General features: G+C 56.2%; 16 protein-coding genes and 2 tRNA genes. 4 read left to right on the forward strand and 14 right to left on the reverse strand.

From position 1 onward, the window contains the following. Window positions 1-73: 73 nt before the first annotated feature. The 3 genes from VHB22_RS05240 to VHB22_RS05250 form a co-directional block, all read right to left on the reverse strand. Window positions 74-1,279, reverse strand: coding sequence for a hypothetical protein (locus VHB22_RS05240; RefSeq protein ID WP_325455906.1), 1,206 nt, complete (start codon window positions 1,277-1,279; stop codon window positions 74-76). A 191-nt stretch (window positions 1,280-1,470) separates the two neighbouring features. Continuing rightward, window positions 1,471-1,577: transfer RNA gene (locus tag VHB22_RS05245), tRNA-OTHER, on the reverse strand. A gap of 5 nt (window positions 1,578-1,582) precedes the next feature. Then, entirely contained in the window at window positions 1,583-1,966 is a 384-nt protein-coding gene (locus VHB22_RS05250) for a helix-turn-helix domain-containing protein (RefSeq protein WP_325455907.1), read from the reverse strand. A gap of 245 nt (window positions 1,967-2,211) precedes the next feature. Here VHB22_RS05250 and VHB22_RS05255 point away from each other — a divergent pair, with 245 nt between their 5' ends. Further along, complete coding sequence (locus VHB22_RS05255) at window positions 2,212-3,231, forward strand: hypothetical protein (RefSeq protein ID WP_325455908.1); 1,020 nt, start codon at window positions 2,212-2,214, stop codon at window positions 3,229-3,231. Window positions 3,232-3,369: 138 nt separating this feature from the next. Here the strand turns inward: VHB22_RS05255 and VHB22_RS05260 are convergent, their stop codons facing one another. From VHB22_RS05260 to VHB22_RS05285, 6 genes are all read right to left on the reverse strand, one after another. After that, complete coding sequence (locus VHB22_RS05260; protein ID WP_325455909.1) at window positions 3,370-4,971, reverse strand: hypothetical protein; 1,602 nt, start codon at window positions 4,969-4,971, stop codon at window positions 3,370-3,372. 102 nt (window positions 4,972-5,073) lie between these two features. Beyond that, entirely contained in the window at window positions 5,074-6,495 is a 1,422-nt protein-coding gene (locus VHB22_RS05265; RefSeq protein WP_325455910.1) for a HEPN domain-containing protein, read from the reverse strand. A gap of 252 nt (window positions 6,496-6,747) precedes the next feature. Beyond that, window positions 6,748-8,064: a methylamine utilization protein MauJ gene (gene mauJ, locus VHB22_RS05270; RefSeq protein ID WP_325455911.1), complete on the reverse strand. Its 1,317-nt coding sequence runs from the start codon at window positions 8,062-8,064 to the stop codon at window positions 6,748-6,750. 286 nt (window positions 8,065-8,350) lie between these two features. Next, window positions 8,351-10,270, reverse strand: coding sequence for a site-specific integrase (locus tag VHB22_RS05275; protein ID WP_325455912.1), 1,920 nt, complete (start codon window positions 10,268-10,270; stop codon window positions 8,351-8,353). Between the two features lie 90 nt (window positions 10,271-10,360). Next, window positions 10,361-10,436: transfer RNA gene (locus tag VHB22_RS05280), tRNA-Glu, on the reverse strand. A gap of 143 nt (window positions 10,437-10,579) precedes the next feature. Continuing rightward, the gene (locus VHB22_RS05285; protein WP_325455913.1) at window positions 10,580-10,960 is read right to left on the reverse strand and encodes a hypothetical protein; all 381 of its coding nucleotides are present in this window, start codon (window positions 10,958-10,960) and stop codon (window positions 10,580-10,582) included. 24 nt (window positions 10,961-10,984) lie between these two features. Here VHB22_RS05285 and VHB22_RS05290 point away from each other — a divergent pair, with 24 nt between their 5' ends. From VHB22_RS05290 to VHB22_RS05300, 3 genes are all read left to right on the forward strand, one after another. Then, window positions 10,985-12,034 carry an RluA family pseudouridine synthase gene (locus VHB22_RS05290; RefSeq protein WP_414652712.1) on the forward strand — a complete coding sequence of 350 codons (1,050 nt, stop codon included), beginning with the start codon at window positions 10,985-10,987 and terminating at the stop codon, window positions 12,032-12,034. A gap of 188 nt (window positions 12,035-12,222) precedes the next feature. After that, complete coding sequence (gene rpoH / locus VHB22_RS05295; protein ID WP_325455915.1) at window positions 12,223-13,110, forward strand: RNA polymerase sigma factor RpoH; 888 nt, start codon at window positions 12,223-12,225, stop codon at window positions 13,108-13,110. Between the two features lie 124 nt (window positions 13,111-13,234). Next, a complete protein-coding gene (locus VHB22_RS05300) occupies window positions 13,235-14,164 on the forward strand; it encodes a diacylglycerol/lipid kinase family protein (RefSeq protein ID WP_325455916.1) in 930 nt (309 codons plus the stop codon). 619 nt (window positions 14,165-14,783) lie between these two features. On the opposite strand, the gene VHB22_RS05305 is transcribed toward VHB22_RS05300, so the two are convergent. From VHB22_RS05305 to VHB22_RS05325, 5 genes are all read right to left on the reverse strand, one after another. Then, window positions 14,784-16,079 (reverse strand): N-acetylmuramoyl-L-alanine amidase, encoded by a 1,296-nt coding sequence (locus VHB22_RS05305; protein ID WP_325455917.1) that lies wholly within the window; start codon window positions 16,077-16,079, stop codon window positions 14,784-14,786. A gap of 162 nt (window positions 16,080-16,241) precedes the next feature. Further along, on the reverse strand, window positions 16,242-16,712 hold the full coding sequence (locus tag VHB22_RS05310; protein ID WP_325455918.1) for a molybdenum cofactor biosynthesis protein MoaE: 471 nt from the start codon (window positions 16,710-16,712) through the stop codon (window positions 16,242-16,244). Between the two features lie 4 nt (window positions 16,713-16,716). Next, window positions 16,717-16,995, reverse strand: coding sequence for a molybdopterin converting factor subunit 1 (gene moaD / locus VHB22_RS05315; protein ID WP_325455919.1), 279 nt, complete (start codon window positions 16,993-16,995; stop codon window positions 16,717-16,719). Window positions 16,996-16,999: 4 nt separating this feature from the next. Beyond that, window positions 17,000-17,587, reverse strand: coding sequence for a CDP-diacylglycerol--glycerol-3-phosphate 3-phosphatidyltransferase (pgsA, locus tag VHB22_RS05320; protein ID WP_325455920.1), 588 nt, complete (start codon window positions 17,585-17,587; stop codon window positions 17,000-17,002). Between the two features lie 67 nt (window positions 17,588-17,654). Then, window positions 17,655-20,396: a DUF3772 domain-containing protein gene (locus VHB22_RS05325; RefSeq protein ID WP_325455921.1), complete on the reverse strand. Its 2,742-nt coding sequence runs from the start codon at window positions 20,394-20,396 to the stop codon at window positions 17,655-17,657. Between the last annotated feature and the right edge of the window lie 54 nt (window positions 20,397-20,450).

Here is a 20,450-nt window from a genome sequence, read left to right on the forward strand (position 1 = left end):
GGTCACTGAGCGGAATCCAGTGCTCTTCGTTGGCTGAATGACTTTGCGGTGTGTTTAGGAAAGACAATGACATTTATTCGGCCGGTGTCATGTGCACGAGCTGTCTTAGTCGGGTCGTGAGGGGCGTATAATCTTCGACAAAGCGTTCGGACAAAGCGGTCAACTGCGAACCTAAACTTGACAAGCATTCCTCTAGCGCCTCGCCAAGCTTGCTTTCGAGGTCTTTTACCTGCTGCTCAGTTGCGGCGGTTATTCTGCTCAACCCCTTTGTCACTTCTTCTAGGGATGAGCGCGTCAATTCTGAATTGCGAGTTAGGGTTTCCCCTACTGTTCGCTGATGCCTGCTCATCGTGTCGGCGAGTGTTTCGGTTAGTTCGATCACCTTTTTCTCAACGCTCGGAAGACTTCCCGACGCTTCGCGGAGTAGCTGTGCCAATGACTGAGAAACCGACATCAGGTGCTGCTTATTTTCTTCGAGCGTCCTGATCAGTACATTCAAATCCTGAGCAGATTGCGAGAATGTGCTTGCCTCTTGCACTATTCGAGAATAATCGGCGGTTGCCTTTTGGGTCAGTCCTATTATGGTATCGAGTTTGTCGGAGCTGCTTTCTACGTACCCCTGATATTGCTGCTGCCACACCAACAGTTTCCCAACGGCCGAGTTCAACTCTTTGAAATTCTCGCCGAACTGCTCCGATATTTTTTGATTGAAATCTTGAATGACATTGCGCAACGCTTCGACGAGCGCTCTGGAACCCATATCTGAAAGCTTGCTCAGCGCCTCGATTTGCGCCTTCTTCAGTTCGTCCAGTCTATCATTCGTATCTTGGCGCGACAATTTCAGCTGAGAAATGAGCGAACCATCTTCACTGCCAACCAATCCCCGATGGATCTCAACTAGCTGCTTATGGATATCAGCGGCGGTAACGTCGTTCGGAGCGAGCGACATTCCTTTGTGCGGCACGCCGAAGACTTGTTCTCGAAGCTTGATTGTCAAGGCGCAGAATACGCCAACGACTGATGCCCAAAAGGCTGTTTTTAGCCCCGATAGAAGGGCGGGCACGCTCGCTTGGATGTTCGCGGCATCAAAATGTGCGAGACCGAGCGCTATTCCCAAGAAGGTCGCGAAGATACCCGTCGTTGTGAGTATTGTTGGTCCATTGGCTACGACGCTCGGCGTGAAATTGATGTGAAACCAAATTGTAGTTAGTGCGATGGCCGCAATAAAAATTTGTGTTTCTAAAGACAGGCTTATCCAAATTGCCTCAAGGTTGAACATTTCCCCCTTCACCTCGCGCGACTCAAAAAGCGTTTGAGTTTATAGCGTCGCCGTTATTCACGGCGTGAGGTCAAGTTCGTGCCGACCGTTTTCCACCCTTCTGGTCGCAGTGGACGGTTAAAAGGACCTAGTCAAATTCAACGAAGAACGCGCTGGGGCGCCTGGAACGTGAGGTATACAGCATAAAGGGGCTTCGGCGGCGGGAGTTGAACCCGCATCTTCCGGCTGATAGTGATCTTGTCGGCAAACACGATCCTAACTCAGATGGCCGGTGCTCTATCCATTAAGCTACGCCGAGACCTCTCACGATGGCGGCTGCACCTCGCGTGTTGCCGCCATTCGTTTTTTTGCCTCTCGCTCTGGCAATAGCGCTTCAGCCTGAAGCCCTATCGCGGCCACAAGCAGCGAGAGGTCGTAAAGGTTTGTCTCGCGGTGATTTGCTTCTGACCGCCTCGGAACCCGGCGCAACAAGCCCTTTCGCTCCAAGCTTTTGAAATTTCTCGCGACCGTGCGCTCGCTGACGCCGATGGCGCTCGATATGCGCTCCGTCGATGGAAACGGCATAGCGTCCGCAAACCACCAGTGCATGAGCAGGTGAACGATGACGTTGAACTCGATAGGTGACAAGCGCAGCTCGTGCTGCCGCCGAATGAGGGCGTTTGGCAGCACGGTGAAACCGGCTTGCATTGTGGTCGCGCCCCACCGCTGCCCGATGGGCCCTAAAGGCGGGGTTAGATCAATTGTGGCGGGAGCACTCTCGGTCATTGCTTCACAAATTCAATTTTCGATTTGAAACGGTATATTTGAAGATTTCGTATTATTCATCCTGACAAAAGCGTCATTGGAGGAAGCGCGACAATATGGCGCATATGGCATCGCTTCGGGCGTAAAGCGGTTACCGTGTGTTCGCGGGATAGGGGGAGCGGGAGAGCGTGGCTAAAACTTGGAAGGATTACATCCTGCGTTCGGGCGCACCGCTGGAATACGAAGTCGCGCGGGCCATGTCGAAATCCGGCTTTGAGGTGTCAGCTGACCTAAGTTATCTGCGGCGAGAGCTAGATGGCAGCAAGGAACATTCGGTCGATATATTCGCTAGTTTCTGGGGAGAGCCAGCGACGTTTGCGGCGCACCTGCTGGTAGAGTGCAAGTATCGTTCGCCTGAGAAATCGCTTCTTTTGCTACAGGACCCTAACGTAGACATCGCCGTGTCTAACCTTGGCGGCACCGTTGTTTGCGTGGATCACTTCGTGCCTTTTTATCTCGGCACAAACGCGTTCCTTGAAATGGAAGCCGACTGTCCTCTGGTCTATAAGGGCGTCGAGATTCACGAAAAAGACAACGCTGTGGATGTGGAATTCCGACGTGCCATCCAGCAACTTCGATTTGGCATGCCAGCCGCTTTGCATCGAGCTGTTGAGTCCAGCATTTTCAATACAGAGGCCTCTGTCGACGATACGCACGCCATCTTCTTGGCTCCGGTCTTGGTAACAAACGCGCCTTTGCTGGTGTTGAAAGAAGAAGTCGACATCAAGACGATTGAGAACGCGGAGGACCTTTCGGAGATAGCTGAAAGAACGGGTATGGCCGTTCTCTTCTCGCAACATGGGCCGGAATACGTGCAGCACTTCCACGGCGCCATGCAGCAACTTGTCATTGGAGATTTTGCTGATTCATTCATTCGCCTTCTGGAAAAAAGTATCAGGAAAAAGAGAAAGAAGATCCGTTGCCACGAAAGCCCGGCTCAAATCCTGAGGGATATGAGGGGCGACGACCAGGCGTGGTGTTACGAAACGGGGGATCAGTTCTACATCGTCAATCTAGACTACCTTCCGACGTTTCTCTCGTTGTTCCTAAGTGGTTGTCGGATGGCATATAAATTCAGGGGCAAGCGGGCGGGCAAAGAAGTAGTCGATCCAGACAAATTGTTTTCAATGGATGGAAAAGATGTTTGACGGCCCACATTCGACCGCTCCGGCTTTCGTATAGCTCTAAGGATTCGCTGCTTCCCGCGCTGTGCAACGCTCTTTCCATTGGCAGGTTGGCTCCTTGGGGCTCATGGCAGAGAAGGATCCGGGCATCCGCAGCCGCGACTAGTCGGCAGGAGGATCGATTATAAAAGTGGGTGGTTGGGCTAGGCGTTTCGAGTAGCTGGTGATCATGCAGCCACATTTGGTTTTGGCTTCGACCCTTTGCTCGAAGGTCCGCACATCATCGAGCGCGGCCAGAACGCGAATTTCTCGTAATGGACCATACACGATATCTATCTTGGTCGTTGCACCAATTCGCTTGACTTTGCCCGTCGAGGATATTGCGTAGGCAACGAACTTTTCGCCGAGGGGAAAGACGTGGATGAAGTTGAAATCGATCGAGCCAGGTAGGGTTGGCGCATCGGGCAACGCTTCGAAGTTAACGCCTCCGCTCGGGCATGTTCCGCGTATAAAACCAAGGCACTGATGCACATCCGGTCGGCTCGTTTCGAGTTCTTGCCATGGTATGACAATGTCGTTGGGCCCGACCTGTTGCAAGACTTCACATAAGCGATCAGCAACTTCGGCAGCGTAACGGTGTTGGTCGCCCTTGAGGGCGGGTGGGGGCTCGGCGATCGTGTATTCGATGAGTTCGCCTTCCTCTATCAAAAGCCTGATGGAAAAAGGCGGGTTGGCTAAACGATACATTAGGCGATGATAGTCACGCCAGAGGTGGGGATGGTGGGCTTTTTTCCATTCGACCGTCGTGTCCTTGATCGTGAATGAGCCCTTGTCCTGATGTTTGAAGATTAGGTCGAAAAGGGTGTGCCGGAATAAGAACCACATTTCATCAAGTGCCAAATCCGGAAGCCCTGGCGCCCTTATTTCTCCGCCAACGACGATTGGTGGGCCGGACTGCGGGGAATCGACGATGAGTTGACTAGCTTTCGGATTGCTCGGCGTGATGGTCATCTGCCCATCACCGACCTTGTGCATGTCGACGACAGGCAGTGCGATACCGTATCTCGTCTCAAAATACTTGAAAGACGAAACGCTAAGAGGACGCAGCCCTAGGAAGCCTTCGATCAGCTCGTCGTGGCTGTTGGCGTTGATGGTCACCTTGCCCGTGTGGGCATCGGGACCATAGCCCGCTTCCTGAAGCGCTTTGAGTTTGCGGGCAACGTAGGTGTGTAGCGCGTAAGCACCGCTGGTGGCTTTTTCGACGGCGAGGCGAAAGGCTTCACCGGTCGGTGCGAGCTCTTGCGCATCGGAGAAGTTAAAGTCGATGGTCTTGTGGTTGAGGGGCGCGTCGTTGCCGTGGAGTTCGAATTCGGCACGTAGACGTGCCAAGATCCGATCGAAGGCTTCATCGAAGATGTGAAAGAGATAGGCGGTTTCCGGCGCGTTCTCCGCGTTATAGCGTAGGGCGTATACAAAGGCGGGCTTTGGCTCATTGACGAGGCGCCCCGCGTTGGGCAGGCTCAAACGGATGGCATTTGCGTGATAGGTGGACTTTATTTGCACATAGCACGAGAGTAATGGCGGCCTTTGATCGAAGGATGAAAGTAAGGGTGGCGCGCCGGCCTGCCATTCGACAATTCGATCCCATCCCATGAGATCCATATCTGGCGCGTGCGAAATCAGTTTTGCAGGAATGCAGATGGCATCGAAATGCCTTTCTCCTGCTGCTCCAAGGGCCAAGTTATCGAGCGGTTCGCAAGCCATGGGGCGAGTGCTCCCGTGATAATTCGAGTTACGCCGAGGCCTTTCTGCAGTGCGCCATGAGGCTTGCCACGTCGCGTCGGCGAAGGATGGGTTGTTTGCTGGCTAAGGCGTAGGCCGATGTATTTCCCTCTTTACCCATAGGTACTCATCACACCCTTGCAGCATTTCTTTGATCTTCGTGTCTGTAAGGCCAAGCTCGGAAAGTAGAGCGATTTCCAAAAAAAACCTGCACTTCAGCGTGAGAATGAGCGCGTGGCGCGAGATGAAGAAATTGCGGTCGACGACTTTGCTGTCGCCGTAGTGGGTAAGATAGTTTCGGATATCCTTCAGAAACTTCATGTCCCCTTCTCTGTCCGGAAACAGTTGAGAAAGGCTTGTGGGGCTTCGGTCGTAGAGCGCTAAGAGACGCTGCACGAGCGTCATTTGACCAAAAAAGCCTAAGCTCTTGGAAAGTTCTGATCGAAGTTCGGGCTTGAGTTCTTCAGGCAAAGCTTTGCGCAACGTGTCGAGTGTCTTTTGCCAGATGTCCTTCGAAGGAAATGGGGATTCCTCGGGATATAACTCGCGGTGGAGCACCTCGAGGCACTGAAGGTAAGAAAGGAGCTTGGTGGAATAGAAGGCGTCAACTTGATAATCGACTCCCGCAAAGAGTTGAATGGCTTTGTCCGCTTTTTCGTACAGGGAGTTCCAATTCGCGAGGACGCTCTCGAGGTGAGAGCCGAGCGTTGAACGAAAGAAAAGCACATCGCGCCGTAGCACGCGAGGATTGGCATCAGGGTTTGAACCAGGGGTAAATAAGATGTGGCGAAAATCGCCCGTTGGATCGCCTGGCATCTGTAGACGAATTTGCGTGATGTAGGAAGCACGGCGCAACGCCAATCCGAGAAAGGTCTGCCAGACAAGCGTTTCGCCCATCACCTGCTCGATTGAAATTGGATGATCGAACAACAGCTCAATGAAATCGCGCTCGGCCAGCGAAACTCGCTTTAGATCCTTGAACAACATCGGTCCGCTAAATGAAGTCGAAAATCCCAAACGCTTGCCGCGAGGGAGTTCGATTTCAATGGACGGTTTCGGCCGATAGGACAATTCTGCTGCGAATTCGGTTGGTGTAGGCGACATAGCTTCGCCACCAAAGCCGGAGCTATCGCACCAGTTTGCCAGACCGGAAAGTTGAAGCTGTATTCCATAGATATTTGGATCGGTCTCGGGTCCATAATTTCCGCCAAAAAGAACGTGGTTCGTTACGCACGAGAGCAGATCGTAGTCTGGTCTATCAAGATATCGTTGTTTGCCAACGATAATGACGTTGTAAAGCGTGACGGCGTAACCGTAGTGGTTCGTGAGAGAGCCATGTAGCACCGGCAGTTGAAAACCAGGATCGCTTAGGCTCCCTTCGATCTGTTGGAGGTCGAGTTCGCCGTGATAGCCGGATTTAAATTCTAGCGTGCCAAGCCATTTTTTCGTTGGCTCTCGTGGCAACCAAAATTCGCCTTTGAGCACTTTCCCGATAACTTCGTCCACCCTATCCCTCCACTTCTTCCCGTAGCGCCTTGGCCGAAATCTTTTCATGTGAGGAATTAGTATCTGACTCGAGATGCAAGGCTTTCCATCTCGCCGAGCCGGATCGTAGGGCTTCTTGAATACTCAGTAACAACCGGAACTCGCTTGGTCGGTATTGTCGTCTCGAAATTCGTTTCCGACGATGATGGCCAGCTTGATCCGGCCTTGGACGCGAGCTGAGCGCAGCTACAAATCACGTACATCTGCGAGACCTCAGCCGCTCTCGTCGGCCGGTCCCAATATTTCACCGAAAAGATCCTGCCAATCTCCTTGTTGCTTCGACTTCACCGCTCGTTCGATGAGGGACATGTCCGTCGCAAGCACAAGCGCGTGGATAAAGCCGCCCTTCTCTTGAACGTGATGCCGTATGCGCTGGATCATCTCCTGATGATCGCCCTTTCGATGGCTAAGCATAATTAGTCGGTCATATTGCTCACTCGTCATTCGAACGACAAAGGGCGCGGCGCTCTGAGGAGGGCCGGGAGGCGTGATCGCCACGGTCATTCCTTTAAAGTCGAGATTAAAGTGGCCGTCTTTATCGACCGGTACGATCGTCTGCACATGGGCAATCGCATTGGCTTTGTAGTGTATATAGGTCGATGGCATGCCCATCACCAGCGTTCCGTTAAAGAACTCCTTGGGGAATTGCAGCACAAGCGCCTTCCATAGGATTCGCCCCAAAATATCGACGATGCTTTCGTGCGGCGTGGGTAGACTGCTTTCAATCTCCCTCAGCGTCGTCCCGTGCATGAGGCTGTTTCGCGTCTTGTCGAGCAAGTTCATCGTGGCATCGTCGCACTCAGCAGCTTTCATCACTGCTCGAATGGCCTGCTTTGCGTAAGGCCGATGCTCGGGATGCTTTTGGCAGTTTTCGCAATAGAGTGGCGACTGACAGTGAGGGCATTTGTCGTGGACCTTCTCCGGCGGTTTTTGGAATTCGGCTACGATCTCGAGCGCAAACCAAAAGTAAGCGAACTGGTCATCCGGAGAAACCGCGTCAATTCCCAACCTGTACCAGCGAAGTGCGCGTCGAATGGCTGGCGGCACGTCATGCTCGAGCAGGCGCTCGATGGAACGTGCGTTGTCTTTTTGCAGGAAAGGTTGCGGGTCGTCGTATTCGACTCCTTCGCCCCACATGAGAATATTTCTCATGTCTCCCTTGGCGGGAACTTCGGCATCCACGATCTGCCGAAATCGATGCATTCTAAAAGCGGAGCCCGTGGTGAAGGCCAGCATATTCAGACACGTCGCCAAAAGGTCCTCGGCGATTTCTTTTGAGTCATTTAAGCTGGGCGCTTCAAAATAGATATGAAATGAGAGCAAGAAGGGCGTCGTAAAATCGGAGCGCGGAATGTTCTTGATCCGCGCCTTGAATGCTCCTCGTGGGTCAGTGATCGTCAACACGAGATCATCGGTCATCACCGAGATCTGAGACCTTACTTCCACATTCGCGACACAACGCATTTCCCGCTCCGCAATGCTGTGGCTCATAGCCATGTTGGAGCAGAACAACCGCCAGCCGCCAAACACTTTGGATGGGGAAGTCACAAGATATTGCCGGGGTCTCTAAAGAAATCTTCGATCGAGCATCCCAGGTGATATGAACCTTGCACAACTGATGAAGCTTTACGCGGATGATCTCACCGCTCGTGAAAAAAACCAGCAAATTCGGAAAAGAGGTTTTGCGCCGCTCGGAACTACGCTCAAAGATTGGCTCGGACGGCCGTTCAAATGCAAAGCGGACGTGCGGAAATTGACATTCCAGAATGCCCGGCCAAATTCGTGCTAAAATCACTTGGGTGTCTCATAACCCATCCTACGAAAGGTTTGTCGGTAATCGCACGCCATCGTAGACGATCTTCTGAAGCGCTTCATTCAATGTCGAAAGATAATAGCCGCTTCCGTATTCTGCCGAAACGCCATTCTCCCCATGTCCCTGAATGGCGTCGCGTACTTCTTTCAATACATGCGCGTTGCGCAGCGCATCTTCGACATTATGCCGTAGGCTGTGAAACCTTACCCCGCGCCGCTTGACACCAACTGATTCTCGAAACCGCTTGAAGTATTTCGAAAATTGTTTTGACCAAGAGCCGTCATCCTTGGCCTTTTCATATTCTGGGAAGAGACGCGTGGATCCCGATGCGCGTCGAAATTTAAGGAACTCTTCAAAGCCGAGATCGAAGAGCATTTTATGTATCGGGATGGCGCGCTGACTTGAAGAGGTCTTAAGCGACTTCTCTTCGTCAGCATCAACCGCTTCTTCGTCGGCAGGATCAATGCCGATAGGGGTGACATCGAAGTAGTGGATCCCCTCTTTCTCTTTGACGTCGGTCGTTTGCAACTGAATGATCTCACCCAGACGCATCCCCGAGAAGAGGCCGATGAGCGGGACCCAGAACTTCGCCGATCGTCGAAGGACGGTTTGGCCGGGCTGCTTCCAGTATGTTTCAGACTGACACCCAACATAAATAGGAGCAGCAAACATCCGATTTAGCTCGTCGATGGTCCAAGGATGTACCTTCTTCCCCTGACGTCTGTTTTTGCGAAGTTTAATGCCCTGATCGCCAACGGGATTTGAAACGCCGACGGTTCGCGTCTTCGCCCACGCGAAAAACAACGACACAGAACCAATTTTGTCGTTGATTGTAGGCGGACTCAGAAGCTCAACATCCTGCCCCTTGTTGCGAAGTTTCGTCGCTTTCTTCGCTGCGTCGATTAAGGAAAGCCCCTTGAACAGCCCTTGCTGCCTGTAGAGAGGAAGTGCGGACTCAACGTCTTTAAATTTTACGCCATCCTCCTGCCCATAGGCATTGATCGGCTTGTCGCCGCAAATCTCTAGAAATTCTCGCAGCTCAGAACGTTTGCGCAGCTCAGTTTTTATCGGCCAGTCACGTTCGCGCGACGTTATTTCGATATACTTTTCAACGAGTACAGATGCGAGTTCTGCGGGTTGCGCAGGAGACTTCTGCTCGCTCGCGTGCGACGTGGGTACTTGCGCGGCTACGATCCCATCAAATGTCGCCTCGTCGCCCGTAGTAAGATCTTCGAGCGCCTTGATTTCGATTTGCATGAGTTTGCGGAGCAATCGATTTCGATCGCCGTCACAAAGGCCGATCTGGTGAACGCTCAGAAGGTTGTCAGCGCTAGGTTCAAGATCGCGCGTGTCGCCAAGCTGATAAAGGCGCGTGAGAGCCCGATGCTTCTCCTTTCGCACGCTGTAGACGCAATAAAGAAAGACTTCTTCAAGAACCGGCTCCTCCATGAGAAGCGCATAATAACTATAGGATTGGCCCTTGTGCTTTTGCCAGTCGTTGGTGGGGTGCTTGATGATGTCTCCACGCCAGAACGCATCTTCCTCTGTGCTGGCTTTGAGCCACAGACTGCCGCGCCAAGCGAAATCATTCTCGTAGATATTGAGATAATGATCGTCGGCTAACCTCCGGAGAAGTGCCGGGGTCAGAGGCGTGACAGGCAAATCTGATGCGCTGCGCGCGACCGCAGTGGCTGCGATGGGCCGATTATCATCTTGGCGCCACTGCTCCAATTTAAGTTCTATATCAGCGTGCGTGGCGGCGTAGGCTCTTTCAGCCCTCTTTCGATCAGGGGTTCGCAGCGATTTCCAGATTTGCTTGGACCGACCAGGCGCGTGCAATTCCGGCGGGACGTCGCGCTTGTAATACCAGTTTTGGGAACCGGAGCGACGAGTGAGGAAGGAATATCTGGCCATATCCGACATGCTCGATTCGTAGCAGTAAATCGTAGCAGTCGAGTAAAGAAAGCCCTTGTTTCTCAATGGCTTCTATAAAATCAATGGCTTAGCTTGAATTGGCGCCCCGTAGGGGACTCGAACCCCTGTTGCCCACGTGAGAGGCGGGTGTCCTGGGCCACTAGACGAACGGGGCCGGCGCAAGCTCCGACGTGTAGTCGGTTGGCGGTCGGCGATCAAGTCTGAATGCGGCGGTATTCTTTTAGTCGGGTGCGGCACCGTTGCGGACGAGGAGCGGGCGCACCGTCCCTGCCGGGCCTCGCGTTCAAGCGAAGTGGTTCAGTTCTTTGGGATTGCTTCGACCGGTTTCACTTCGACGACGCGGCGTCCGGTCCCGAGATCGAGGATCGTGATGCCAGTCCCGTCGGGGCCTTCGTGCTGAAGGGCCAGCCGGTTCCCGGACAGTGAGATTGATACAACCTTAGAGCCTTTCGGAATCTCAAGCGTCACCGTTCCGGCGGCGCGCCAGGCAGCGCTAATGCTCGGAATCGTGCGGTTGCCGCTCGTCCCGGTGGCGAGACCGGTCACCTTTATGATAACCGCGCCGAGGCCGATCAGGATCAGTGCTCCCAATGTGGCGACGACGATCTTGAGGTTGCGCTGCAGGCGGTGTTCGCGCATCACATCGGGAGAAGTCGGCTCGGGCTCATCGTGGGTCATTGATCGTGCTTCTTTCCAGTGATTATTGTGTCAAATATCGTGAAATCATCCGATACGATCGAGCTGACTGCTGGGGCCGATGATACAGGCCAGCGGATCGATCGTTGGCTTGCGAACAAGATCGAAGACCTCAGCCGGGCGCGCATCCAGGCGCTGATCCGCGACGGGCACGTGAGCGGCGAGGAGACGATACGAGAGGCCCGCACCCCGGTCAAACCAGGCGTAACCTATAAGGTTACGCTACCGCGGCCCGACGATTCGGATATTGCAGGTGAAAGCCTTCCGCTTTCGATCGTTTACGAAGACAGCGATTTAATCGTCATCGACAAGCCGGCCGGGCTGGTCGTGCATCCGGCCGCGGGGCACGCGTCAGGGACGCTGGTCAATGCGCTCATCGCCCATTGCGGCGACAGTCTCTCCGACATCGGCGGCGTCCGGCGTCCGGGCATCGTGCATCGGCTCGACAAGGATACGTCGGGATTGCTGGTCGTTGCGAAGACCGATGCGGCGCATCAGGGGCTTTCTGAGCAATTCAAAAGTCACGGCCGCGACGGCCGCCTGCATCGCAGTTATCTGGCGTTTGCGTGGGGACACCTGCCGCGGCCTAAGGGCTTGATCGATGCGCGGCTCGGCCGGAGCCACACTAACCGCACGAAAATTGCCGTGATGCGGGGCGAGGCCGGGCGGTCAGCCACAACACACTATGAGGTTTTGGATGTATTCCCGGGTGCGCGTCCGACCGGGGACGTTTCTCTCGTCCGGCTCGCTCTCGAAACGGGACGTACGCACCAGATCCGCGTGCATCTGGCGCATATCGGGCATCCGATTCTCGGGGATGCCGTCTATGGCAGCGGCTTCAAAACGCGGATCGCTTCGCTGAACGCGGCGGCACAGGATGTCGCCGCCCAGATCGGACGGCAGGCCCTCCATGCCGAAACATTGCAGTTCGTTCATCCGGTAACGGGAAAAAAACTGAGCTTTAACAGCGCCTTACCGGAAGACCTTCAAAATCTCGCCGCGGCGTTGCGTCCGCATCCTAAAGCGGCGGAAAAAGCCAACAAGAAACGTTTGTAAGTTGCTCGGCAGTCAGAGCTTAAGCCGATCACGTCAGGGTCAATCTGTCGTGACGGGAACTCCTGATGAAATCCGAGATTTTACTACTATGTAACGTGTGGCGTAGGGGGCGCGAAGTCTAGACTCCCCACGACATGAAGGGAGCGGCGGACCGTACCGGTAGACGGGTGAAGGTCCGCAGAGGGCTTATGGCTATTAAAGGTCTTCCCACACCGGCCGGCGGTTCGCTCGGCCTGTCGCGGTATTTGGAAGAAATTCGCAAGTTTCCGATGCTCGCGCCGGATGAAGAATACATGCTCGCCAAGCGCTGGCAGGAGCATGAGGATTCAGATGCTGCCGAAAAGCTCGTCACGTCGCATCTGCGGCTCGTGGCGCGTATTGCCATGGGTTATCGTGGTTATGGGCTTCCTATCGGTGAGGTCATCTCCGAAGGCAACGTCGGATTGATGCAGGCGGTGAAGCGCTTCGATCCCGAAAAAGGTTTCCGTCTTGCGACATACGCGATGTGGTGGATACGTGCGTCTATTCAAGAGTACATTCTGCGCTCGTGGAGCCTTGTCAAAATGGGAACCACGGCGGCTCAGAAGAAGCTCTTCTTCAATCTGAGGCGCGCGAAGAGCCAATTGCAGGCGCTCGACGACGGAGATCTGAGGCCGGACCAGGTCAAGACGATCGCGACGAAGCTCGGCGTTCCGGAAGATGACGTCGTCAGTATGAACCGCCGCCTTGGTGGGGACGCGTCGCTCAATGCGCCGATACGTGCCGAATCCGAGTCCGGTGAATGGCAGGATTGGTTGGTTGACGATACGCCAACGCAGGAAGACCGGCTGGTCGAAGATGAAGAGCTTCAACGGCGGAAATCGTACCTGTCTTCGGCGATGTCGGTGCTGAACGATCGGGAGCGCCGTGTGTTCGAGCAACGGCGCCTGGTCGAAGATCCGGCGACGCTGGAACAGCTATCCGAGGAGTTTGGCGTCAGTCGAGAGCGCATCCGCCAGATCGAGGTGCGCGCGTTCGAAAAGGTGCAAAAGGCGGTGACGTCCACCGCTCGCCGGGCCGAGGCGCCGGCCGCATAACGCCCAGAGAGGTCGCAGACGCGTTTGTTTGTTGACGTGTCGTTGACGGACGCTTACCGACATATCTACTTCTCAAACATGGCGGCGCCATATGGTGCCGCCATAATCATATTTGACGCCTCCAATGCGCCGCCGGTTCGCACTCGTTTTCAACTCGACAGCAGGCGTTGCAATTCCGCGCCTGCTCGACGGTGTGCTCGCGACGTTGCGCGCCCGCGGCGCTGATGTTTTTCAGCTTGCAGCGCGTAATGCAGCTGAGGCGGCCGAACGCGTTGCGGATGCGGCACGGGCGGGACGCTGCGAGGCTGTTATTGCGGCGGGCGGGGACGGTACGTTTCGTGCGGCGGCAACGGGCGCGGCGGAGGTCGGGCTTCCGGTGGGTCTTGTGCCGTTGGGAACGGGCAACGTATTGGCACACGAAATAGGCCTGCCGCGCCGTGCCCATGCCGTCGCTGAGATTTTGCTGTCGGGAAGCGAGATCGAAGTCACCGGCGGGGTGATCAATGGTGCGCCGTTCTTTCTTATGGTGGGCGCGGGGTTCGACGCACGTGTCGTTTCGCGGTTGAATTATCGGACCAAGCGCGCGCTGGGGCGCACCGCCTATACTTACCCCGTGCTCAAGACGCTTGCGGAAGGTCCGCGTTTTTTCGATGTCGATCTCGATGGACGAGCGTTCGAGGCGAGCTGGCTGATTTTGACGTTCGCAAGCCGTTATGGCGGCTCGTTCGTCCTGACGAGGGAGACATCGATTGGCGGCGATCGTTTGATCGCTGTTGTTATTGAAGCGCGGTCGCGGTTCGCTCTCGCGGCGCACGCGTTAGCATTGGGCAGGGGAACGCTTGGCGATCCTTCGGCCTGTCCGCCAGGCGTTCACGTCGTTCCGATAAAAGCGGCGCGTATTGGGCGTCAGGTTTCAGTACCCCTCGAAGTCGACGGAGACGACGCCGCTATGTCGCCGGCTGAGGTCAGCGCCGATGGTCCGCGCGTCCGCCTGATCGTGCCGGACCACTATGTTGCTGAGCTTACGAATCGTCATGCGAATCGCTTATCCTGACTTCCGTGAGGCGTTGCAGGGCTTGTCCTTGCAATACTGTGCGAGCGTCAGAGCGAGACTCAAGGGTCTATGCCCTTCTCTTCTCTGGACCGGTTCCAGATAGACCGGCCGACGGCTTCGAGCGGCGCGTGGCAGCGATGGACAGGGCTGCCCGAGGGAGCGCTGCTCTGGCCCAGGCTCAACGACCTTACGTTCCTGTCCAACCCCTCCCGCACCTTCGATGTCGACGACCAGACGTTCGCGCGCCGTTCAGCGAGCCCGTGTGCTGAACGATTGCGTGCGTTTATCCGACCACGAAGACCTCGCCTTCAGGGGCGAGGCTGCGGATATCTGGAAGATGGAGTGCCTCATGCAGAAGCGCTATCGCCGGCCAGCCGATTTTCTCCGGTCCAACGCGAGGCTTGCCTCACGCGATTTGTCGAGGAAACCGCGCTGGTTGTTTCTGCTCTGGCGTCAACACCTCAAACACCCTCCAAGTAGGAGGTGACTGGGCATTGCCGGGGACGGTGCGACGATCCTCGGCCACGCTGAAATATAAAGGCCGGCCTGAGCGCCGGCCTTTTTATATGGTGCGTCGGACTCTGCTTGCGCGGAACCGGCCGGACGCGCCGTAAAGTCGTTACATCGGGAGGTGCGCGATCTCGTGCGAAAAGTAATTGTCTATTGCTGAGACGATGGATTGGGCGACTTTCTCGCGCCAGTCGTCCGATTTCAAGTTGTGCGCGTCCTGCTGGTTCGTAACGTAGGCAAGCTCAATTAGCACCGATGGAAATTGCGCTGTTTTCAGGACACGGAATGCAGCTTGCTGATCGGGTTCGTTCCGCATCGGCGTGCTCTCACCCATATTCTCGATCACCGTTTTCGCAAACATGCCGGTGCGCTGATGCGTCAATTCGAGATCGCGCTCGGCGAGATCGGTGAGAATGCTGCGTACCGCACCCACGTCGTCGCTGACTTTCTTGACCGTATCGATTTCCTCGGGGGAAAGGACATGCTCGGCGGCGTTATCCTTCGCCGAGCGTTCCAAATTTTTCGCGACGCGATCACGTAGCGTGTAGATCGTTGCGCCGCGTGCGCGCGAACCGCCATCGGAATAATCGGCGTGAATAGCGATAAACAGATTTGCGTGGTGGCGTTCGGCAAATTTCGTCCGGTCGTCGAGCGGAATGAACGTATCGTCGTCTCGAGTCATCAAAACTTTGTAGCGTCCGGTCTTCTTTAGCAAATCGCGCAGCACAAGGCTAAAGGCGAGCACGACGTTCTTTTCGACGGTTCCGCGTTTGACGGCACCAGAGTCGTAGCCGCCATGGCCGGGGTCGAGAACGATCACGGGCCTGAACGTCCGGGCGGCGCGTTCGGCGGGGTTTTCGGCAGGGCGCGGAAGCGGGGGCTGGATGCCACCTGCGCCAAGGGCCGCCGGGCGCGTCGCGAAACCGACAATGCCGGCATTGCTCAGGACTGCCGCTGCCGGGCGTATGATGATCGCGAGACGATAATGGCCGTTCTTATCCTGCTCGATATTCGAGCTTTCGACGATAACCGGCTGCGTCACGCCGATGACGATGCGCGTTTTTCCAGGTGCCGCGAGTCCGGCGCGCACTGCCCTGACCAAACCTGTCGGGGTTTTCTCATCGATAGTTGGGAGCTGGATGCCTATGTCGGGCAGCTCGATAACGACGCGGTTCGGATGCGAGATCGAAAATACCTGATATTTGACGTCACGCTGGAGGCCGACGACGAACCGGGTTCTGAGGACCTTATGCGATTTGGCCGGCTCCGCCGTCGGGTTGGCGATGGCAACCTGGGATTCGCCAATTTGGGCAGCGGAGGATGCTGCTTGTGCGTGGCTTCCGAGCGCGCCGAATGCGGCTGCCGCAACGAGGCAGCGCAATGCTCGATTTGCCAAACTTCCCATTCCAAGTTCCCCCGTGGCGCCCCCCTTCAGTCCCCAGGCACCACAATCGTCTGTATGCCCTCGGAAGATGGCGTTTTGGCGGTCGAGCGGTATGCCAAAGTTATCGGATGACGCGGGTTAATCTGTCGTTAAGCGTCATCTGATTTTCCGAATTTGAGGATGCTATCGTTCTGTCTGCTTGTGGTGCCACGCCGCGGCAGCGCCAGCGTCACTTTCGCGGGCATCGACCCAGTGTGCCTCGCCGTTCGTGAGCGCTTCCTTCTTCCAGAAGGGCGCCCGCGTCTTGAGGTAGTCCATCAGGAATTCGGAAGCGGCAATAGCATCCTGGCGATGCGGTGCGCATGCAATGACGAGGACGATGTTGTCGCCCGGTTTCAACGTTCCAACACGATGCACGATCAAGGACGCTGACAGCTTGAAACGCTTTCGAGCTTCGGTTTCGATGCGTTCGAGTTCGGCTTCCGTCATGCCGGGGTAGTGTTCGAGCGTCATCGATGCGAGATCTTGGCCGCTCGCATGGTCGCGGACTTTGCCGACAAAGATCGCTATTCCGCCGATGCCCGTGTCCTGCGCCGTCAGACGCGCCATTTCCTCAGAGACATCGAAATCGGACGTGTCGACGCGGACGGCCATCGCATTAGCCTCCCGTCACGGGCGGGAAGAAGGCAATCTCGCGAACGCCTGCGAGGGGCGCGCCGGACTTAGCGTGGGCGTGATCGAGGGCGACGCGGATTGTTTCGGTTTTCGTGAAAGCTATGTCGAATGGATGTCCGCGGGTCGCTTGCCAACGCAGAAGATCGGAGACAGTCGTAACTTCGGGCGGGAGCACCATGCGCTCCTCGCTGGTGCCAGTTTTCTCGCGTAACCAAGCGAAATAACGCAGCGTGACTTCGGGACCTTTGGCGTCTTTGGTCATGGCCTCAACGGCTCATCGCGTGGCGAATGCCGGCCTTGAGATAATCATATCCCGTCACGAGCGTTAACAATGCTGCAATCCACAACAGTGTTACACCGATGTTTGTCGTGCCGGAAAAGACGCCCTCGGCGGCGGGGCCTGCCAGAAGCATCGCAAGCGCGATGAACTGAACGGCGGTCTTCCATTTGGCAAGCTGGGTCACGTGAACCTTAACGTTCAGTTCCGCCAAGAACTCGCGGAGGCCTGAAACCAGGATTTCACGTGATAAAATGATGATTGCTGCCCAGATCGACCAACCGCCGATGGTGCGGGCGTGAACGAGCATCAGCAGGGTCACACCGACCAGCAACTTATCGGCAATCGGATCGAGCATGCGCCCGAGCGTCGATTGTTGTTCCCAAATGCGGGCCAGATATCCATCTAGCCAATCGGTCAAACAAGCCGCGACAAAGATCGCGAAAGCCAGCCAGCGCGAGGCTTCGCTCGTTCCGAAGAAGAGGACCGCTGCGAGTACGGGCACAGCCGCAATCCGGCCGTAGGTCAGGATATTTGGCAGGCTCGTAGGAAGTGACCGGTGCGCGACGTGATCCATGATTTTGGGTAGCCGTAGGGGCAAGGCGTCGTCAATGGGGTACGATCAAAGTGCAGCAAAGTCGCAGCTATGATGCTTCGGAAACGGCTGGATGTGCCGCAAATCCTTCCGAACCGCCGATATGGGCACGCCTAAGTGTTTCGTAGATGGCCACTCGCAAGTCGGACTGCACCTTGAGGCTGTGGGTGATGTCGGGAAGAAGTACGCGCAGTGAGAAATCCGTGGTTGTCGGCGTATAGCCTTCGAAAACGGCGATCGGTGCCGGTTCGCGCAGTACGCTTGGGTGGCGGTTGGCGCAGTCCGATAACACGGCAAGAACGCGGCGCGGATCGGTGTCGGGGCCGGAGCTGAATTTCATCACGACGCGGCCGAGCGCGTTTCTGTGCGTCCAATTCAGAACCCGGCCGGTGATCAACTCGGAATTCGGAACTATCAGGCTGGCGCGGTCGAACGTCTCGATCTCGGTCGAACGTACGGAAATGCGCCTGACGGTGCCTTGTTCGCCCCCTACGACGACCATGTCGCCGACCTTGATCGGGCGTTCGATGAGCAGGATCAGTCCGGAAACGAAGTTATTGACGATCGACTGCAGTCCGAAACCGATGCCGACCGATAGAGCACCGGCGACGATCGCCAGATTAGTGATGTCGAAGCCGGCGTAGGAAATTGCGGCGATGGCACCGAGGCCCGTTCCTGCGTATCCGACAGCGGTGTCGATTGAGTTGGCAATGCCGGGATCCATGCGCGGGGCGATGAGGACGTTCTCCCGCAATCGCCGTTGCACGAGCCGTGTGATGAAGACCACGGCGACGAAAATCGCGATCCCGACAAGAATGCGGACCAGCGAGATGCGGATATTGCCGATCTGGAAACCAAAGAAGAGGTGTTTCAGCCAGTCGCGTATGTCGGGCCCGGAAAAACCCCACTGCAGCATTAAAACGGGAACGGCAGCTAAAAGCACACAGAGCGTCAGAATGCTTTCTGTCAGCCAGCCGAGCTGCTTGCGGCGGGACTCGTCGAAACCCATTTGCTGTTCGAGCAAAACACTGATGTGCCCGCGCGATGTCGTGTTGCCACGCGTGAACGCGCGGATGGCAAGGTAGAGAAGGGCCGCGACGATGCCGACGACGCCGGTCATCACGAGTTGTTGGGCGAGAAAGCGCCCGAGCGCCACGTAGCCGACAAGACAGCATCCGATAATCCCCAAGGCCGCGATCCACAGCGGTATTTTGAGCCAAAGCGGACGATGCCGACTTACCGGTTTCAGACCACGCGCTTCGCTCGCTTCGAATGGGGTCAGCAAGAGCCCGATCAGGACGAATGCGAATGCCAAGCTTGTTACGAGCGATTGAACGACGCTCAATGCCAATGGGAAATAAAATACCTTGGCAAACGCCGATAGGAAGAGATCAACGCAGTAGATGAAAGCCAATATTTTTAAGAGGCGGGAGATGCGGCGCGAACTGCGGTTCGATAGCAGAACGAGTCGGCGTTCCGGCCGGTTCGGCGCAAATACCGCAGAAATTAGCGATGCGACAGCTATGAAGATAAGGCTGCTTCGGAAAAGCGCGCCTCCAATCGGAGCGATCGTGGGATCGTACAGAAGCTCGAAATAATCGAGCCCGCCGAAAAGCAGAAAGGTCGCCGCGATGCCCGGAATTGCCCGCACCGGTGCAATCCATGAGGCCGATGCGGCCCGCTCGAAGAACGTCGGCGGCGTGGCGTTCGCATTCGGACGATATCGCGTGATCGCGAGCGAGAGGATCTTCAGAAACAGGTAAAGTCCCAATGTCGCTGCGACCAGCAGCGCGACCTTGGTTTTTTGTTTGTTGACGGACGATATCCAATCGTTGGCGTTGTATTTCAGGCGCCATTCGACGTTTGGCGCTGCGCGGACGAAATCCGACCAGAATTCTGGCAATAGCGGGCTCGACATTCGCTGTGTTAGGCTCTTCACGAACAGGGAAAGCCTTAAGTTGGTGATCTTGTCGATCGCCTGACGGGCGCGCCACCACGTGACGCGAAGAGTTTTCGTCGCTTCATCAAGTTCTGCCGATTGCAGCGCGAGGCGCTCGCGTTCGGCGACGACCGTTGCGGATTCCGGAGGCGCGTCTTTTGCGGGCGCCGGACCGAGCTTGCTGAGTTGGCGTTCGATTTCTTCGCGTCGCGGGCGGACCACGTCGGCTGTTTTCGTAGCCTTTGCAATGACGGCATCTATCTGGTCGCGCAGGTCCGTAAGGCTGTCGTCGCCTGGTTTGATTTTGGCCAGCGATTTTTCGGCGCTGTCCATGGCACTGACCATCTGTTTGATAGCATCATTGACTTCTGGCGACAGAACGGGCGCAGGCTTGGCGGCGGGCGCTGCGGGAGGTGCGTTGGCGGCTGGTGGTGCTGGTGGTGCGGTCGCCGGTTGCGGAGCTGCGGGGGCCGGGCTCGGCTGTGCGGGCGCAGCCTGAGCGGCGCTGGGTTGAGCCGCACCGGGTTGCTGTGCAGGAGCGGATGGCGCTTGAGCGGGTTGCGCAGACGCGGGAGGAGCGGGTGGGGCCGCGGCAGGCTGCGGTGCTGTCGCTTGTGACGTCGCCGGTGCCGCTTGTGCGGAGGGCTGTTGTGCAGGCGCAGGCTGGGGATCGGGAACCGGCGGCGCTGCGCTCGGGGCAGGGGCGGTTGCAGTCGACGATTTAGGGTTTTGCGCTTGCGCCGCCGCGGGCGTTGTCGTCGAACTCCAGGCGCCGGATGCAGCCGGTTTGGATTCCGCATGAGAGGCGGCCAATGTGAACGCGACGGCAATCGCAAAGACGTATTTCAGCATCGGCGAAATGCGAGCTCCCCAGCGGCGTGAATTGAAAGAAGCGCATGGCGCGCA

It is taken from the genome of Hyphomicrobium sp. (assembly GCF_035548195.1).
In the GTDB taxonomy this organism is placed as follows: domain Bacteria; phylum Pseudomonadota; class Alphaproteobacteria; order Rhizobiales; family Hyphomicrobiaceae; genus Hyphomicrobium_B.

Excerpts from the sequence above, each read along its gene's own strand:
- VHB22_RS05275 (WP_325455912.1), bottom strand. The coding sequence starts at position 10,270 with ATGTCGGATATGGCCAGATATTCCTTCCTCACTCGTCGCTCCGGTTCC.
- VHB22_RS05250 (WP_325455907.1), bottom strand. The coding sequence starts at position 1,966 with ATGCAAGCCGGTTTCACCGTGCTGCCAAACGCCCTCATTCGGCGGCAG.
- VHB22_RS05260 (WP_325455909.1), bottom strand. The coding sequence starts at position 4,971 with ATGGCTTGCGAACCGCTCGATAACTTGGCCCTTGGAGCAGCAGGAGAA.
- moaD (WP_325455919.1), bottom strand. The coding sequence starts at position 16,995 with ATGACCAAAGACGCCAAAGGTCCCGAAGTCACGCTGCGTTATTTCGCT.
- VHB22_RS05240 (WP_325455906.1), bottom strand. The coding sequence starts at position 1,279 with ATGTTCAACCTTGAGGCAATTTGGATAAGCCTGTCTTTAGAAACACAA.
- VHB22_RS05310 (WP_325455918.1), bottom strand. The coding sequence starts at position 16,712 with ATGGCCGTCCGCGTCGACACGTCCGATTTCGATGTCTCTGAGGAAATG.
- rpoH (WP_325455915.1), top strand. The coding sequence starts at position 12,223 with ATGGCTATTAAAGGTCTTCCCACACCGGCCGGCGGTTCGCTCGGCCTG.
- VHB22_RS05305 (WP_325455917.1), bottom strand. The coding sequence starts at position 16,079 with ATGGGAAGTTTGGCAAATCGAGCATTGCGCTGCCTCGTTGCGGCAGCC.
- VHB22_RS05285 (WP_325455913.1), bottom strand. The coding sequence starts at position 10,960 with ATGACCCACGATGAGCCCGAGCCGACTTCTCCCGATGTGATGCGCGAA.
- pgsA (WP_325455920.1), bottom strand. The coding sequence starts at position 17,587 with ATGGATCACGTCGCGCACCGGTCACTTCCTACGAGCCTGCCAAATATC.
- VHB22_RS05300 (WP_325455916.1), top strand. The coding sequence starts at position 13,235 with ATGCGCCGCCGGTTCGCACTCGTTTTCAACTCGACAGCAGGCGTTGCA.
- VHB22_RS05325 (WP_325455921.1), bottom strand. The coding sequence starts at position 20,396 with ATGCTGAAATACGTCTTTGCGATTGCCGTCGCGTTCACATTGGCCGCC.